The organism is Leifsonia sp. McL0607 (genome assembly GCF_049993355.1).
Lineage (GTDB): Bacteria > Actinomycetota > Actinomycetes > Actinomycetales > Microbacteriaceae > Leifsonia.
Map to the genome: position 1 here is coordinate 3,253,957 of NZ_CP188253.1, position 16,669 is coordinate 3,270,625.

Sequence of the window (16,669 nt, forward strand, 5' to 3'; positions counted from 1 at the left end):
GTCAGATCGGTAGCGACAACCACGCGCGACACTCCCCCATTCCCCATGGCGCCCCGACACCTCACGTCGTCGGCTCATTTCGCCTCGCCGTAGCTGTCGACGATCGCCGCCGTCACCGGGAAGTCCACGGGGAAGCCGCCGAACAGCAGGCGGCCGGCGGCGATCGCGGAGGCGGTGACCGCCTCGGCGACGACCTCCGTATGTTCCGCGGGGGTGTGCACAATCACCTCGTCGTGCAGGAAGTAGACCAGATGTGGCCCGGCCGTGAACGGCGCTCCCGCCGGAGCGAGTTCGGCGAGCCGATTCCGCAGCTCCGCCATCCAGCACAGTGCCCACTCGGCTGCGCTCGCCTGCACCATGAAGTTGCGGGTGAAGCGGCCCCAGTCGCGCGCGAGGGTGCGTGCGCGGCGCTCATCGGCCGGCGTCGAGTCCGCCCCGGAGGCAGCCTCCTGCGCGCCGCGCCAGCCCTGGCCCGGCGGTGGGGAGCTGCGGCCCAGGCGGGAGGTTACGACGCCGCCGTTCTCGCCCGTACGGGCGGCGTCCTCCACGAGTCGGACAGCACGCGGAAAAGCACGCGCCAGGCGCGGCATGAGGCGCCCGCTGTCGCCTGTCGTCGCTCCGTACATGGCGCCGAGCATCGCCACCTTGGCCTGCGCGCGCTCCGCGACGGCGCCCGTTGCCACGATGCCCGCGTAGAGGTCTCTGCCGCGGCCGGCCGCGGCCATGGCGGTGTCGGCCGCGAGCCCGGTCAAGATGCGCGGCTCCAGCTGTGCGGCGTCGGCGACCACGAGCTTCCAACCGGGATCGGCGACCACCGCGCCGCGCACCTCCTTGGGGAGCTGAAGCGCGCCGCCCCCGCGTGTGGCCCAGCGGCCCGTGACGACCCCGCCCGGGATGTAGTCGGGCCGGAACCGGCCATCGGCGACCCAGGTGTCGAGCCAGGCCCAGCCGTTCGCCGAGTAGAGACGGGAGAGCTTCTTGTAGCGCAGAAGCGGGGCGATGGCGGGGTGCTCGAGCTCGCGGAGCTCCCACGACCGCGTCGAGGTCACCATGAGCCCGGCGCGCTGGAGCGCCTTCAGCACCTCGGGCGGGCTGTCGGGGTTCAGCCCCGGGGCCTCGAGCGCGCTTCGGAGCTGCGCAGCCAGCTGTTCCATGATCGCAGGGCGACCGTATCGCGGCCGCGGTCCGAGCAGTGCGGTGAGGAGCTCGTCGTGCCGCTCGACGCTGTACGGGAGGCCGGCGTGCTGCATCTCGGCGGCGATCAGCGCGCCGGCGGACTCGGCGGCCAGCAGGAGACGGAGTCGCCCCGGCTCCGCGCTCCCGGCCACGGCATCCTGCTGTAGCACGAACTCGGCCAGCGCGGACGGCGCGGCCGGCGAGGCCGGACGATCGAAGTCGAAGAGCGCGAGGTGCCCGCTGTCGGCGTCGGTGTCGGCATCGTCGACCGGCGGACTCTGGTCCCACGGGCCGGCGGGAGCGTTTGCCAACGCTGTCGCTGCGCACAGTGCCGACGTTCGCAGGATCGCGTGGCTGAGCGTCAGGTCGTGGCAGCGCTCCACGGTCACCCCGACCTCGAGAAGAGGCGGATACCAGGAGCGGGTGTCTCTCCAGACCCAGCGGGGCCGGGCACCCGGCGCGGACTCGTCCGCGCTAACGAACGCAGCGAGCTCCCCCGCGAGGAGCGTGAGCGAATCGCCGACCTGCCCCGCATCCTCGACCCGCGTCGCGGTGACGACACCGGGCGCGGGGCGTTCGAGGACGATGTGCATTGCTCCATTGTCGCGGTCACCTGCGACACAGAGTCCCCGCCCGTGAACATATGTAGAATGCCAATACGAATGCTTGCATATTCGAGAGGATTCTCCCCGTGACATCGATCGACCGCAGCTCCGAACCACCGCGATTCAGTCGCCGAACCGCCGTGGCCATGGGCGCCTGGAGCGTCCCGGCGATCGTCGCCACCACCTCCGCTCCGGCGTTCGCGGTGTCGCAAGCCCCGGCGATGCTGGTCATCGATGCCCCTACCACGATCGTCGCGGGGGTCCCCGCCACAGTCACGCTTCAGCTGGCCGGCGCCGGAACCCTCGGAGACGTCGCCGTCGAAGTCCGAGTGGGCGGCGGGCTCGACCTCGTCGCAGGCGGCGCCGTGGCCGTCTTCCTTCCAGATCGCACGGGACGCATCGTGTTCGACGTCGTGGGGGCGGCAGATGGCACGATCGCCGCGTGCGTTGCGACGCGCCCGGAGGTCGCCGCCGCGGCCTCGATCGCGGTCACGGACTCGCTCGTCGTGACGGACGCCGTCTCGCACCTCGTGCTGCGCGTGCAACCCTCCGCGTCCTACGCCGCTGCCGTGGAGAATCGCGCGTATCCGCACAGCGACTTCCAGCCGACGGGCCGCTATGCTCGCGTCGGCGAGGAGCTCCGGCTGACGACCGAGCACGGCGGCGGCGAGCTCGCCGTCGGACTCTGGGGAGTCCACGCCGGTCACAACGGCGGGACAAGCGTCGGAGTATCGGTCGTGCCGGGATCGGGCTCAGGTGCGGCTGTCATAGCGCCCCGTGACGGGATGGTCTATGTGGTGCACACCGCCGACACCGCTCAGTCGGCTCAGGTCACCGGTGGATCGGCGGTTCCCACCTTCATCAGGGGACGGACCTCCCTCGCGGATTTCCAGCAGCAACTGGCCGAGCGCTCAAGCGCACCGTTCGTCGAGCTGATCTCCCACCGCATGTTCGGCGACTTCCGGCGTTCCACCGTGGCCCCCTTCGCCGACCGGGTTCCACGCGCGGTCGCAGACTGGGACGCGGTGATCGCCGAGACGGATCGCGTCTACGGCCTCCGATCCGACTTCGGCGGTGTCGCCCACAAGCACCTGAATCGCATCCACATCTCGAACCCCGACACCGGAGCGGCGTACGCCAGCGCCACGCATTTCCGCATCACGTTCCAGAACGACACCGGAGCGGGGAGCGACCTCTTCCGACTCGATCCGAGCGCCCTCTGGGGACTGTGGCACGAAGTCGGCCACACGTATCAGTCCCCGCAGTACACCTGGCAGGATCTGGTCGAGGTCACCGTCAATATCTCCTCGCTCGCACGCCAGGAGGCCGGCGGGTGGCCTTCGCGCCTGGACACGAACACCTACCGCTCCATGCTCGCCCAGTTCCGGCTCACGCCGGCCGAAAGCCGCAGCTATGACGGCATCTCCGACCTCTTCCTCAAGGTCCTGATGTTCGACCAGCTGCGCCGGGCGTTCGGGGTGGACTTCTACCCACGGCTGCACCAGGAGTACCGGGTCGCCCGTGCGACCGGAGTGCCGTTCGGGGACGGGCGCCAGACATTCATGCGGACGGCAGCGCGCGTGGCCACGCGCGATCTGTCGCGATTCTTCGCCGAGTGGGGCCTCGCGGCCGACACCGACACCGCGGCTGTGTTCGCCCGGTACCCGGCGGTTGAAACCTCCATCTGGACGTCGGTCGACAGGGCGACCGATCCCCGCGTGGACACCGTCGTCGCCTATTCAGTACCGACGGGGTCCGCGTCGCTCGCGTCGCCCAGCGTGGTCGTCGGCTGGTCGGATGTCCCTGGAATCGTCGTCGGGGAACTGCGCGACTCCCTCCCGGTCAGAACCGTCGCGTACGAGGGTTCGTCCGTCGGCATCACCTCGTCTCCACTTGTCGCGCTCGCGGCCGTTCTCCTGCGGAACAGCGCGGGCATTCCGAACGCGCTGGTCGTTCAGTGCGAGCTCAAGCGCGGCACGTCGTTCGAGTTCCAGGGCCTCAGCGATCTGGTGGTGGCCTGGGTGGCTCTCGACTCGGCCGGGGGCCTCCTCCGCGCCGGGAGCACCAGTGCGTTCGGAGTGATCCACCCGTACTTCCCCGGAGTGCCGTACTTCGCCGTGACCGTCTCCGCGCCGGACGGAACGGAGATCGCGCGCGCCTGGGCGAACGGGGACCAGAACGCCGATGGCTTCGCGTACGCCTTGGACGGTACGGTCGTCGAAGACGGCACCGTCGTCACCGTAGAACACCGGGAGCCCAGCCGTTTGCTCCGTTGGGACCGAGGGACAAAGCAGCCGGCCTCGACATCGACCATCCAGCGGTTCATGGTCTCGGCGGGCACGCTGAACCCGGTCTGATCGTTCGGCGGTCGCCGCAGCCTCGTTTCGAGTGTGAATCCCGATCGTCGATCGCAAACGGCATTCGCTATAGTGAGCAATCATCAGTTACTGACGATGGCGACCCGAAAGGCGATCCGCGATGACTGAATATCTTCACGACTCCCAGGGGGTCTGGATCGCGTTCCGTCCAGACCCCCGATCCCCATTCCTGTTCAACTCGGACGGGGACTGGATCGGCTGGTTCCCGTGGGGCGACGACGTCGCCATCACCCCGGGCGGTTCCTACCTCGGCACCGTGCACGGCGACCGCCTGTTCACGGACGAGAAGCATCCCTACCGCGGGAACCCCGGCTATCCGAGCGCCCCTGCGCACCAGGAGCCGGCTCCCTACCCGGGCGCAGGGCCGTACGTCGGTCTTCCCGACGGCTCAGACGACGTAGCGCCCTCGCTCCTCTGGCCGCGCGTCGCGTCCTGACGACGAGCCGAGTACGGCGTCAGCCCGCGAGCGCCGTCAGCCGCGAACGCAGCTCGGGCCAGGCCGCGTCGAACCCGGGGTGCAGCGGGAGGTCTGCGACCTCCGGCACCGCCACCCAGCGCAGCTCGATGCTCTCGATGTCGGCCATCTGCGGCTCGAAGGCCCTGACCGCCTGGGCGACTACGGTGGTGTACGACCAGAATCCGAGGTCGAGCACGCTCGTGAAGAGCACCTCGACAGCGTCCGACGGCACAGCGGCCTCCTCGGCCGCCTCGCGGAGAGCGCCCTCGACGGCGGTCTCGCCATCGTGACGGGCGCCTCCCGGGAGCCCCCAGGTGCCCCCGAAGTGGCTCCAATCCGCACGGTGCTGCAGCAAAACGCCGCGCCGGAGGTCGTGCACGAGCAGCCCGGCGGCGCCGAAACGGCCCCAGAACCGTTCGCCGTTCGGACCTTCCACCCATGCGTCGCCGGAGTTCACGTCTCCACGTTAGCCGCCCCGCAGGGGAGCTGCGATCGCACAGCAGTCCTAGGGTGTGGGAATGACACTCGAACGTTGGCGCCACCTCACCGAGTGGCCGCTCACCGCCGCTGCCGCGGTGTTCCTGTTCGCCTACGCCTGGGAGGTCATCGGCGACCTCCACGGGCTGCCGCTCGTCGTCGCCGAGACCATCATCTGGGTGACCTGGTGCGTGTTCCTGCTCGACTACGGCGTGTGCCTCGCCCTGGCCCCGCACCGGTGGCGATGGTTCTACACGCACCTGTTCGACCTCGCGATCGTCGTGCTGCCCATGCTGCGGCCGCTGCGCCTGCTGCGCCTGGTCACCATCCTGGCCATCCTGCAGCGCAGCGCGGGCACCGCGTTCCGCGGCCGAGTGCTCGTCTACGTCGCCGGGGCGGGCACCCTGCTCGTCTTCACCGCGGCCCTTGCCGCGCTCGACGCGGAGCGGGGTGTACGGCACGCGCACATCGAGACCTTCCCGCAGGCGGTGTGGTGGGCCTTCGAGACGATCTCGACCGTCGGCTATGGCGATTACACGCCGGTCACCGAGGTGGGCAGGCTCGTGGCCGTCGGTCTGATGATCGGCGAGATCGGGACCCTCGGCATCGTGACGGCGACGCTCGCCTCCTGGATCGTCGACCGGGTCGCGCAGACCGAGATCGACACCCGGTCGGCCACGCGCGGCCAGATCCGTGAGCTGTCGGCGCAGGTCGCAGAGCTCAAGGCGCTCCTCGAGCGGAAGTCGGCCTGAGGTGCAGCGCAGCGCTGCGGTGCTCCTGCACCGCGACGGCGGAAACGGCCGCGAGGTGTGGATCGCGCACATGGGCGGACCGTTCTGGGCACGCAAGATGGAGGGCGCCTGGACATTCCCGAAGGGACTCCTCGAGGCGGACGACACCGACGAGCTCGCTGCGGCCCGGCGCGAGTTCGCCGAAGAGATGGGCACGCCCTCCCCCGCAGTCGACTACGTCGCACTCGGCGAGTTCCGCGCGTCGGCCAAGACGTTCGTCGTGTTCGCCGCCGACACGGACTTCGGGCCGATCGAGCTCGCCAGCAACACGTTCGAGCTCGAGTGGCCTCCGCGATCGGGGATCGTGCGGGAGTTCCCTGAGGTCGACGCCGCCGGCTGGTTCCCGATCGAGGAGGCGCGCACGAGACTCGCGAAAGGGCAGCGGCCCATTCTGGACGCACTGCTGCGCCATCTCGACGAAATCGAAGATCGGTAGCGCGCAGCGAGCCCGCTCGGACGTATCGTTGGCTGCACGTGCCGGGACGAAGGAGGAGCAGGTGGCGAAGAAGAAATCCGAGAAGGAGGCCGAGAGGGCCCTGATCACCGCGCGGGCCGCGGTCGACGAGGCCCAGCGCCTGGTCAACAAGCTCGACAAGAAGTCCCGCAAGGAGGCGGACGAACTGGCCGCAGCGCTCGAACAGGCTGCGAAAGACGCCAAGAAGGCCGCCCAGCGCGCCCGCAAGAACGCCGAGCAGGCGGCGAAGGACGCCAAACAGAAGGCGCAGACAGCCAGGGAGAAGGCGCGCACCGCAGCCTCCGTCCCCGCGGCGAGCACCGGCATCCCGACGTTCCGCGACCTGCGCGACCGGGCGAAGGCGCAGGGCATCCAGGGCTACTCGCGGATGAACAAGGCACAGCTTCTCCACGCCCTCGGCGAGGGGTAGGGAGTGGCCACCGACGACCTCGTGTTCACCGGCCGGTAACCGGCCGCTCCTACGGTTGCGACCGTGACAGACACCTCCGCGCGGTCGGCGATCCTGTCCGCCCTGGCCGCGGCCCCCGCGCCGCGAACCCTGGTCGACATCCTCCGTGAGCAGGCCGCACAGAACCCTCAGGGCTCGGCGATCGAGGACGGCAGAGGCGCGCTCAGCTACCGGGAGCTCGTGGCGCGCGTCGTCACGACCGCTGCGCGGTTGCACGAGGCCGGTGTGCGCCGGGGTGATCGGGTCGGGGTGCGGATGACCTCGGGCAGCCGCGAACTTTACCTCGCGATCCTCGGAGTGCTGGCGGCGGGCGCAGCCTACGTGCCCGTCGACGCCGACGACCCGCAGGAGCGCGCCGACCTGGTCTTCGGCGAAGCCGACGTGCGGGGCGTCATCACGGACGACGGCTACGTCGCCACCGCCGCTTTCGACGCGGTGCCGGTCGATGCGGTGGTCGCTGACATGGCTCCCGTCGCCGCGCGGGCCGCGCAGGGCGGCGAACCGCACCCGAGCACCCCCGGCCTCCCGCTGCTCGAGCCGCCGACGCCGGCGGACGACGCCTGGATCATCTTCACCTCCGGTTCGACGGGCACCCCCAAGGGTGTCGCCGTGCGACACCGGTCGGCTGCCGCCTTCGTGGACGCGGAGTCGCGGCTGTTCGTGCAGGACGAGCCCATCGGTCCGGGCGATCGGGTCCTGGCAGGGCTTTCGGTCGCCTTCGACGCCTCGTGCGAGGAGATGTGGCTGGCCTGGGCTCACGGTGCGTGCCTGGTGCCTGCGCCTCGCTCGCTCGTGCGCACCGGCATGGACCTCGGCCCCTGGCTCGCCGCGCGCAGGATCACCGTGGTGTCGACGGTTCCCACGCTCGCCGCGCTCTGGCCGACGGACGCGCTCGACACCGTCCGGTTGCTCATCTTCGGCGGGGAGGTCTGCCCGCCCGAACTGGTCAACCGGCTCGCGGTGGAGGGCAGGGAGGTCTGGAACACCTACGGACCCACCGAGGCGACGGTCGTCGCGTGCGGGAGCCTCCTCACGGCGGGCGAGCCCGTGCGCATCGGCCTCCCGCTCGACGGCTGTGATCTGGCCGTGGTGGGCACCGACGGCGCTCCCGTCGCCGACGGGGACAGCGGCGAGCTCATCATCGGAGGCGTCGGCCTCGCCCGCTACCTCGATCCGGCGAAGGACGCCGAGAAGTACGCGCCGCTCCCCTCGCTCGGTTGGGAGCGCGCCTATCGCAGCGGCGATCTCGTGCGCTTCGACCCGGCGGGGCTCATCTATCTCGGCCGAGCCGACGACCAGGTGAAGGTCGGCGGTCGCCGCATCGAACTCGGCGAGGTGGAGGCCGCCCTCCAGCAGTTGCCCGGCGTCTCCGGCGCGGCTGCGGCCGTGCGCCGCAGCGCCGCGGGCAACGATGTGCTGGTCGGCTACCTCGCTGTGCCGGAGCGCTCGCTCTTCGACCGCCGCGCCGCCGTGGAGGAACTGCGCGCCGTGTTGCCGGCCGCTCTGGTGCCGCTGCTGGCCGTCATCGAGGACCTCCCGGTGCGGACCTCCGGCAAAGTCGACAGGGCCGCACTGCCCTGGCCGCTCGAGGACTCCGACGACGACGCCCCCGACCTCGACCCGATCTCCGAAGCGCTCGCCGTCGACTGGCGCAGCGTCCTCGGCCTACCGGTGAGCGGGCTCGACGACAACTTCTTCGACCTCGGCGGAGGGTCGCTCGCGGCGGCCCAGCTGGTGTCCCTGGTGCGCAGGCGTCACCCGGACGTCACCGTCGCCGACATCTACGCCCACCCCCGCTTCGGATCGCTCGCCGCCGCGCTCGCCGAGAGCTCGCCGTCGGCGTCCGCCGCCTCCACCCACGTCGTGCCGCCGACTCCTCGGCGGATGCAGGTGCTGCAGAGCGTGCTCGGGGTGCCGCTGTTCATCCTCAACGGGATCCGCTGGCTGCTTTATCTGCTGACCACGGCGGCGGTGCTCCGCACGTTCGACGGTTGGGTGTTCCTGCCGAAGGTGAATCTGGTCTGGCTGATCGTCGGGCTGCTGGTGTTCATCACGCCGTGGGGCCGCATGGCGATCGCCGTCGTCGCTGCGCGCCTCCTGCTCCGGGGCGTCACAGCCGGCGACTACCCGCGCGGCGGCAGCGTGCACCTGCGGCTGTGGCTCGCCGAACAGGTCGCCCACCAGATCGGTGCCGCCAGCCTGGCGGGCGCACCGTGGATCAGCTACTACGCCCGCGCGCTCGGGGCGACCGTCGACCGCGGGGTCGACCTGCACACGTTGCCCCCGGTGACCGGCATGCTGCGGCTCGGCGCGGGCGCCTCTGTCGAACCGGAGGTCGACCTGGCCGGCTACTGGATCGACGGCGACGTGGTTCGCATCGGCGAGATCCGGATCGGCGCGGGCAGCTCGGTGGGCGCGCGCAGCTCACTGATGCCCGGCGCCAAGATCGGTCGCGATGCGACGGTCGCGCCCGGCTCCGCGGTGTTCGGCCGGGTTCCGGCCGGGCAGAACTGGGCCGGCTCCCCCGCCGTCGCGGTGGGCAAGGCACGCGAATGGTGGCCGGCCGAGCGGCCCCCGCGGCGCACCAGGTGGGTCGCCGCCTACGCCGCGGCATCGCTCGTCGTCTCGCTCGCGCCGGCGGTCTCGCTTGCTGTCGGCGGACTGGTCGTGGCGGCGTTCACCCGCGGCGCGACCTCCCTGCCCGAAGCGGTGCCAGGAGCGCTCGCGGCCGTCGTGCCGGCCACTCTCGCCGCAGGCGTCGCGCTGGCCGGACTCGTCGTGGTCCTGGTCCGACTGCTCGGACTCGACCTCCACGAGGGCGTGTACCCGGTGCGCAGCCGGGTCGGCTGGCAGGTCTGGTCGACCGAGCGCCTGCTCGACATGGCGCGCACGGTGCTGTTCCCGATCTACTCGAGTCTGTTCACGCCGATCTGGCTGCGGATGCTCGGCGCGCGCGTCGGTCACGACGTCGAGGCCTCCACTGTGCTGCTGCTTCCTGCGATGGCGAAGATCCGCAACGGCGCGTTCCTCGCCGACGACACGCTGGTGGCCTCGTATGAGCTCGGCGGCGGGTACGTGCGAGTGGCGGAGGCCGAGATCGGCGCCCGCGCCTTCCTCGGCAACTCCGGCATGGCCGGTGGCGGCAACCGCGTCCCGCGCGACGGCCTGGTCGCCGTGCTGTCGGCGGCGCCGCGCAAGGCGAAGGCCGGTTCATCGTGGCTCGGCTCGCCTCCGGTCAAGCTGCGCAGGCGCGCCCAGGACGCCGACCGCTCCCGCACGTTCGCGCCGCCGGCCATCCTCCGTGTCGCCCGCGCGGCCTGGGAGCTGCTGCGCGTCGTGCCGGTGTTCGTCACGTGCGCGATCGGCCTGGCGGTCTTCCTGACCCTGGCGGCGCTCTCCGAGAGCCTCGGGACCGTGTGGGCGATCGTGCTGAGCGGCCCCGTGCTCCTGGCCGCCGGCGTGGTGGCCGCGGCCGTGAGCACCGCCGCCAAATGGGTGCTGCTCGGGAGGCTGAAGCCCGGCGAGCATCCGCTCTGGTCGTCGTTCATCTGGCGCAGCGAAGTCTCCGACACGTTCACCGAGATGGTGGCCGCGCCGTGGTTCGCGTGGTCGGCCGCCGGCACTCCCGCGCTCGTGTGGTGGTTGCGCAGCCTCGGCGCCCGCATCGGCAGCGGCGTCTGGATCGACAGCTACTGGCTTCCGGAGGCCGACCTGGTCGAACTGGGCGACGCCTCCACGGTGAACCGCGGCTGTGTCGTGCAGACGCACTTGTTCCATGATCGAATCATGAGCATGGACGAGGTGATCATCGAGCGCGGCGGCACGTTGGGTCCGCACAGCGTCATCCTCCCCGCCGCCGCGATCGGCTCCGACGCGACCGTGGGTCCCGCCTCCCTGGTGATGCGCGGCGAGACCGTTCCCGACCGCAGCCGGTGGAGCGGCAACCCGATCGGGCCGTGGCGTGAGGTGACGGTACGCGAGTACCGTGCGGTGCGATGACCTCGGCTCCGACCAGCACTGACGCTGCCACCACCGCGGCCCACGCGTATCTGCCGCGCTCCGGCACCGACGAGTTCTCCGTGCTCTCGTACGACCTCGACCTGGTCTATAAGGTCGCGACCAATCGGCTGGACGCCACGGCCGTGATCCGCGGTCGCGCCAACATCCCGCTCTCGGCGATCTGGCTCGACCTGGTGCATCTGCGGGCCAAGCGGGTCCGGCTCGACGGCGACAAGCGCACCCGGTTCACGCAGTCCCCCACGCATGTGCGGGTGAAGCCGGCCAAGCCGATCGCGTCCGGGAGTGAATTCACGGTCGAGATCGTCTACGATGGCTCGCCGGAGCCGCGCCGCACGCGCTGGGGCACGCTGGGCTGGGAGGAGCTCAGCGACGGCGTCATCGTCGCCTCGCAGCCGTCGGGGGCGCCGACCTGGTTCCCGTGCAACGACCGGCCGTCCGACAAGGCCTCCTACCGCATCACGCTCACCACGGAGCTGCCGTACACGGTGCTCGCGACGGGTGAGCTCGTCGAGCACACCGTGAGCGGAGGCCGCGGCACCTGGACGTTCGAGCGTACGGAGCCGACCGCCACCTATCTCGCTGCTGTTCATATCGGCCGCTACGTCCTGGAGCCGCGGCGCAGCGACGGGGTCGAGTGGGTGATCGCCTACCCGCCCGCGCTCGCTCGCCGGGTGCTGGCGGACCTCGCACCGGTCGGCCGGATGATCGAGTGCTTCCAGGAGCGCTTCGGGCCGTACCCGTTCCCCTCATACACCGTCGTCGTCACCGAGGATCCGCTGGAGATCCCGCTGGAGTCGCAGGGCATGGCGACATTCGGCTCCACCCACGTCGATGGTCACGGAGGCTCCGAGCGCCTGATCGCGCACGAGCTGGCGCACCAGTGGTTCGGCAACAGTGTCGGCGTCGCCTCGTGGACCGACATCTGGCTCAACGAGGGCTTCGCCTGCTACGCCGAATGGGTCTGGTCGGAGTTCTCGGGCGGCCCGTCGGCGAACACGCTCGCACGCACCCATCACGCGGGACTGCGTCTCAAGCACAAAGACCTCGTGCTCGCCGATCCGGGTGTCGACCGCATGTTCGATGACCGCGTGTACAAGCGCGGAGCCTGCCTGCTGCACGCGCTGCGCCGTCGGCTGGGCGACGACACCTTCTTCGAGCTGTTGCGCGGCTGGTCGGCCGCACGCCGTTTCGGCACGGCCTCCTCCGGCGACTTCGAGGCCTTCGCTGCGGGGTACTCGGACGAGCCGCTCGACGAGTTCTTCGACGCCTGGCTCCGTCAGACACGGCTGCCGTCGCTCAGCGCCTGAGAGGGGCGGTCAGCGCCCAGGGCGGCGATCCTCCGGGCGGCGCTCCTGGCCGGTGATCCCGTCGATGCGCGGCGCCGAGTGCGCAGGTCCCGCGTCCCCGCGCGGCGACGAATCGGAGGTGCGGGTGTCGTCGACGGTCACATCGTCCTCCACCCGGTTGCCCTTACGGTCCGTTCGCACGTCGGGGTCCACGGCGTCGGCGCGGCTCAACTTCTGCTCCTGCTCGGCGCGCGCCGCTGCGGCTGCCTGATCGCGTTCGTCCGCCTCGCGGCGCAGCCGTTCGGCCTCCACCTCCGCCTGCTTGGCGTCGGCCGCTGCACGGGCCGACTTCGCCTCGCGCTCGCGGACCGCGAGATCGGCGCGGGCGGCGTCCTCCCGCAGCTCGGTCGCCTTGCGGCGATCGGCCTCCAGCTTGCGACGTCGTCCGACGGTCGCGGCGACGATGATGATCCCCACCACGATCACGACGATGACGATGATCAGCACGATCCATCCGGTAGTGTTCATGCCCGGAAAAGGTACCCCCGACTTCCGTGTCCGTCACCCCGTTGCGCCGAACTCCGTTCGGTGCAGCCTGCTCGCTCAGCCCGCTGGGACTCTGGCCGACTCTGGGGTCGTCGGCGCCGGCCTGACATCGGCCGGCACCGGCTCGAGCCGCACGACGATCGACTTCGAGACCGGGGTGTTGCTGACCTTCGCCGTGTGGTCCAGCGGCACCAGCACATTGCCCTCGGGGTAGTAGGTGGCGACGCAGCCGCGGGCGACGGGATACTCGATCACCCGGAACCGAGGTGCGACGCGATCGACGCCGTCTGTCCACTCGCTGTGGATGTCCACATACGAACCGTCCGCGATCCCGAGCTCCGCCAGGTCCGCCGCATTGGCGAAGATCACGTGCCGCCCGTTCTTCACGCCGCGATAGCGGTCGTTGTTGCTGTAGATGGTGGTGTTGAACTGGTCGTGCGAGCGCAGCGTCTGAAGCAGCAGGCGGCCGGGCGGCACGTCGATGGTCTTCAGCTCGTTCACGGTGATCATCGCCTTGCCGGTCGCTGTCGGGAAGGTCCGCGAGTCCCGTGGTCCGTGAGGGAGATCGAACCCGCCCGGCGCGCGCACTTTCGCGTTGAAGTTGTCGCAGCCGGGAACGATGTGGCCGATCCGTTCGCGGATGCTGTCGTAGTCGCGCTCGAAATGCCCCCAGTCCACCGGCACCTTCGAGCCGAGCACCGACCGGGCGAGGCGGGTGACGACCGACACCTCCGACAGCAGGTTCGGCGAGACGGGGCTCAGGCTGCCCTTGGAGGCGTGGATGGCGGCGACGGTGTCTTCCACCGTCACGAACTGCTCTCCGGAGCGCTGCATATCGATCTCGCTGCGCCCCAGCACCGGCAGGATCATCGCGGACTCCCCCACAACCGCGTGAGAGCGGTTGAGCTTGGTGGAGATCTGGACGCTGAGGTGGGTCTTCTGCATGGCCGCCTCGGCGACCGGCGTGTCGGACATCGCCTTGACGAGGTTCCCGCCGAGGCCCACGAAGACCGTGATCGTCCCCTCGCGCATCGCGCGGATGGCCGCCACAGCGTCGACGCCGTCCTCCCGCGGCGGGTCGAAGCCGAACTCCCTCTGGATGGCATCCAGGAACTTCGGTGGCATCTTCTCCCAGATGCCCATCGTACGGTCGCCCTGCACGTTGCTGTGACCGCGGATCGGTGAGGCGCCCGCGCCCGGCCTGCCCATGTTGCCGCGCAGCAGGAGCAGGTTGATGATCTCCTTGATCGTCGGCACGGCCCATTCGTGCTGGGTCAGCCCCATGGCCCAGGTGATGATCACGCGCTCGGACGACAGGTACCGCTCGGCGAGCTCGTCGATCTCCTCTGACCGGAGACCGGTCGCCTGCAGCACCCGGTCCTCGTCGAGGCCGGCGAGGTGCTCCTTGAACGCCTCCAGCCCCTCGCAGTGGTTACCGAGGAACTCGTGGTCCAGCACGGTACCCGGGCGTGCGGCCTCCGCGTCGAGGACGCGCTTCGACAGCGCCTGCAGCAGCGCCATGTCGCCGGCCATCTTGATGAGCAGGTACTGATCGGCGAGCGGCGTTCCGTGACCGATGAGACCACGTACCTTCTGCGGGTTCTTGTAGCGGATGAGGCCGGCCTCCGGCATCGGGTTGACCGCGACGATGGTGGCGCCGTTGCGCTTGGCGTCCTCCAGGGCGGTGAGCATGCGCGGGTGGTTCGTGCCCGGGTTCTGCCCCATGACGATGATCAGGTCGGCCTTCTCGAAGTCCTGGTAGCGCACGGTGGATTTGCCGACCCCGACGGTCTCCCCCATCGCCGCTCCCGTCGACTCGTGGCACATGTTGGAGCAGTCGGGGAGGTTGTTGGTGCCGAAGGCGCGCGCGAAGAGCTGGTACACGAACGCCGTCTCGTTCGCGGTGCGGCCGCTCGTGTAGAAGGCCGCCCGGTCGGGCGAGTCGAGGGCGTTCAGCTCCTCGCCGAGGATCTCGAACGCCCGGTCCCAGCTGATCGGCGCGTAGTGGTCGGCTCCGACCGGCTTGTAGACCGGCTCGGTGAGCCGTCCCTGCTGGCCCAGCCAGTAGTCGGTCTTCTCCAGCAGGTCGTCTATCGAGTGCTCGGCCCAGAACTCGCGCGGCACCACCAGCGGCGTCGCCTCCCAGTTCAGCGCCTTGGCGCCGTTCTCGCAGAACTCGAACGTCTTGCGCTCCGGCGGGTCCTCCCAGGCACAACTCATGCAGTCGAAGCCGTCCTTCTGGTTCATCGCCAGCAGGCCCTTCATGCCGCGCCGGACGCCGGTGTCGCGGAAGGACGGCACCATCGCCTGCTCGATCCCTGGCACTCCGGCCGCCCAGTCCTTCGGCTTGCTCACATGGAGGTCATCGGCTGTGACGTCTCCTTCGGGTGGCTTCTTGGTCATGCCACTCCCACCTTCTCGATCTCGTCTATCGAGTTCTCGACCCGATCGTGGCCCGCGTAGACCACCATCGAGGGGCCGCGCAGGAAGCCGACGAGGATCATCCCGGTCTCGGTCGCGAGCTCCACGGCGAGCGACGACGGCGCCGAGACCGCGGCCAGCATGGGGATTCCCGCCATCGACGCCTTCTGGACGAGCTCGAAGCTCGCCCGGCCCGACACCATCAGCACCAGCCCGCGCGCTGGCAGCCGGCCCGCGCCCAGTGCCCAGCCGACCACCTTGTCGACGGCGTTGTGACGGCCGACGTCCTCCCGGAGGACCAGGAGCTCCCCAGTCGTGCCGTCGAAGAGTCCCGCCGCATGGAGGCCACCGGTCTTGTCGAAGACCTCCTGACCCGCCCGCAGCGTGTCAGGGAACGTCGCCAGCAGGCGGGCATCGATCGTCAGAGGAGGGCCATCACGCAACTCGAACGCCGACCGGGTCCGCACCGCATCGATGCTCGCCTTGCCGCAGAGGCCGCACGAGCTCGTGGTGTAGAACTGGCGCGCAAGTCCGGGGTCGGGCGGAACCACGCCCGGAGCGAGCGCGATGTCCAGGATATTGTAGGTGTTGCCTTCCTCGGCGGTGGCTCCGGCGCAATAGCGAGCCGACAGCACGTGATCGGCGGAGCTGATCACACCCTCCGACACGAGGAAGCCGAGCGCGAGCTCGACATCATGGCCGGGCGTGCGCATGGTGATCGCAAGCGAGCGACCTCCCACACGGATCTCCAGAGGCTCCTCGACCGCCACGACATCTTCGCGCACAGAGGTGCGCTCTCCCACCGTGAGGCGGGCGACTCGACGGCGCGCCGTGATCCTTCCCACACGTCTGGTCTAACACCGGATCTCCCGGTGATCAAGCGCGAGCGCCGCGTCCAGAGCCACCCTTGAGAGCGCGCAGACACCGGCATACAATTCGTTGCGCTATCGCAATAGTTGTGTGGAGGCGAGCATCATGACGTTTGCAGTATCGCCCTTCGTTCCCCTGGCTCTCGGATTCTTCGGCCTCGGCACCGGCTACCTCATCTACGGCCCCCAGGAGCTGTTCGGCTGGCCGAAACGCGACGGCCTCGTCGACGCCGCGACCGGCATCTGGGGCATCTGGCTCCCCGGGTTCTGCCAGTTCGTCACCGGCATCGTCCTCTTCGTCGGTCTGACCTGGTTCCAGGTCTTCAAGGAACCGCCGCTGTACATGGCGGCTCTCGCCTTCACGGCGTACGGCATCCACTGGTTCGCGATCGGCTTCAACCGCTTCAGGCAGCATGACCCGCGTCCGAACGCCGGAATGGCCGTCGCGTACTTCATCATCTCGGTGCTCGGCGTCTGCGTCTTCTTCACGGCCTCCGACTGGCCTGTCGGGCTGCTCTTCATCGGATTGGCGCTGATCTACCTGGCGGACTTCTTCGCGTCGATCGGGGTGCGGCTCGGCGAGCGAGCACTCGGGTTGTTTCACATCGTCACAGGACTGTGGCTGATGTACCTGATGATCGCGACCGTCTACAACCTCGCTCTCGGAGCTCACCTGCCGCTCTGAGAGCCGCCCGGCCGCGCGATGATCCGTCGATCAGG

General features: G+C 69.9%; 13 protein-coding genes. 8 read left to right on the forward strand and 5 right to left on the reverse strand.

Annotation, left to right across the window (positions count from 1 at the left end):
• Positions 1–74 precede the first annotated feature (74 nt).
• Positions 75–1,769, reverse strand: coding sequence for a bifunctional 3'-5' exonuclease/DNA polymerase (locus ACPPVW_RS15805; RefSeq protein ID WP_426624024.1), 1,695 nt, complete (start codon positions 1,767–1,769; stop codon positions 75–77).
• Between the two features lie 98 nt (positions 1,770–1,867).
• On the opposite strand from ACPPVW_RS15805, the gene ACPPVW_RS15810 reads away from it, so the two are divergent.
• Both ACPPVW_RS15810 and ACPPVW_RS15815 read left to right on the forward strand, forming a co-directional pair.
• Positions 1,868–4,138 (forward strand): M60 family metallopeptidase, encoded by a 2,271-nt coding sequence (locus ACPPVW_RS15810; RefSeq protein WP_426624025.1) that lies wholly within the window; start codon positions 1,868–1,870, stop codon positions 4,136–4,138.
• Between the two features lie 121 nt (positions 4,139–4,259).
• Complete coding sequence (locus tag ACPPVW_RS15815; RefSeq protein ID WP_426624026.1) at positions 4,260–4,595, forward strand: hypothetical protein; 336 nt, start codon at positions 4,260–4,262, stop codon at positions 4,593–4,595.
• Positions 4,596–4,614: 19 nt separating this feature from the next.
• Here the strand turns inward: ACPPVW_RS15815 and ACPPVW_RS15820 are convergent, their stop codons facing one another.
• Positions 4,615–5,073 (reverse strand): NUDIX domain-containing protein, encoded by a 459-nt coding sequence (locus tag ACPPVW_RS15820; RefSeq protein WP_426624027.1) that lies wholly within the window; start codon positions 5,071–5,073, stop codon positions 4,615–4,617.
• Between the two features lie 61 nt (positions 5,074–5,134).
• Here ACPPVW_RS15820 and ACPPVW_RS15825 point away from each other — a divergent pair, with 61 nt between their 5' ends.
• The 5 genes from ACPPVW_RS15825 to ACPPVW_RS15845 all read left to right on the forward strand — a co-directional run bounded on the left by ACPPVW_RS15825 (position 5,135) and on the right by ACPPVW_RS15845 (position 12,134).
• Entirely contained in the window at positions 5,135–5,845 is a 711-nt protein-coding gene (locus ACPPVW_RS15825; protein ID WP_426624028.1) for a potassium channel family protein, read from the forward strand.
• A 1-nt stretch (position 5,846) separates the two neighbouring features.
• Positions 5,847–6,320: an NUDIX domain-containing protein gene (locus ACPPVW_RS15830; protein WP_426624029.1), complete on the forward strand. Its 474-nt coding sequence runs from the start codon at positions 5,847–5,849 to the stop codon at positions 6,318–6,320.
• A 61-nt stretch (positions 6,321–6,381) separates the two neighbouring features.
• Positions 6,382–6,768 (forward strand): hypothetical protein, encoded by a 387-nt coding sequence (locus ACPPVW_RS15835; RefSeq protein ID WP_426624030.1) that lies wholly within the window; start codon positions 6,382–6,384, stop codon positions 6,766–6,768.
• A 63-nt stretch (positions 6,769–6,831) separates the two neighbouring features.
• Positions 6,832–10,806 carry a Pls/PosA family non-ribosomal peptide synthetase gene (locus ACPPVW_RS15840; protein WP_426624031.1) on the forward strand — a complete coding sequence of 1,325 codons (3,975 nt, stop codon included), beginning with the start codon at positions 6,832–6,834 and terminating at the stop codon, positions 10,804–10,806.
• On the forward strand, positions 10,803–12,134 hold the full coding sequence (locus ACPPVW_RS15845) for a M1 family metallopeptidase (RefSeq protein WP_426624032.1): 1,332 nt from the start codon (positions 10,803–10,805) through the stop codon (positions 12,132–12,134). Before ACPPVW_RS15840 ends, ACPPVW_RS15845 begins: the two co-directional genes overlap by 4 nt.
• Positions 12,135–12,143: 9 nt before the next feature.
• On the opposite strand, the gene ACPPVW_RS15850 is transcribed toward ACPPVW_RS15845, so the two are convergent.
• The 3 genes from ACPPVW_RS15850 to fdhD form a co-directional block, all read right to left on the reverse strand.
• Positions 12,144–12,641: a hypothetical protein gene (locus ACPPVW_RS15850; RefSeq protein ID WP_426624033.1), complete on the reverse strand. Its 498-nt coding sequence runs from the start codon at positions 12,639–12,641 to the stop codon at positions 12,144–12,146.
• Positions 12,642–12,716: 75 nt separating this feature from the next.
• The gene (locus ACPPVW_RS15855; RefSeq protein ID WP_426624034.1) at positions 12,717–15,062 is read right to left on the reverse strand and encodes an FdhF/YdeP family oxidoreductase; all 2,346 of its coding nucleotides are present in this window, start codon (positions 15,060–15,062) and stop codon (positions 12,717–12,719) included.
• Entirely contained in the window at positions 15,059–15,925 is an 867-nt protein-coding gene (gene fdhD / locus ACPPVW_RS15860) for a formate dehydrogenase accessory sulfurtransferase FdhD (RefSeq protein ID WP_426624035.1), read from the reverse strand. The genes ACPPVW_RS15855 and fdhD overlap by 4 nt, the downstream gene beginning before the upstream one ends.
• A 130-nt stretch (positions 15,926–16,055) precedes the next feature.
• Here fdhD and ACPPVW_RS15865 point away from each other — a divergent pair, with 130 nt between their 5' ends.
• Complete coding sequence (locus ACPPVW_RS15865; protein WP_426624036.1) at positions 16,056–16,634, forward strand: hypothetical protein; 579 nt, start codon at positions 16,056–16,058, stop codon at positions 16,632–16,634.
• Positions 16,635–16,669 lie beyond the last annotated feature (35 nt).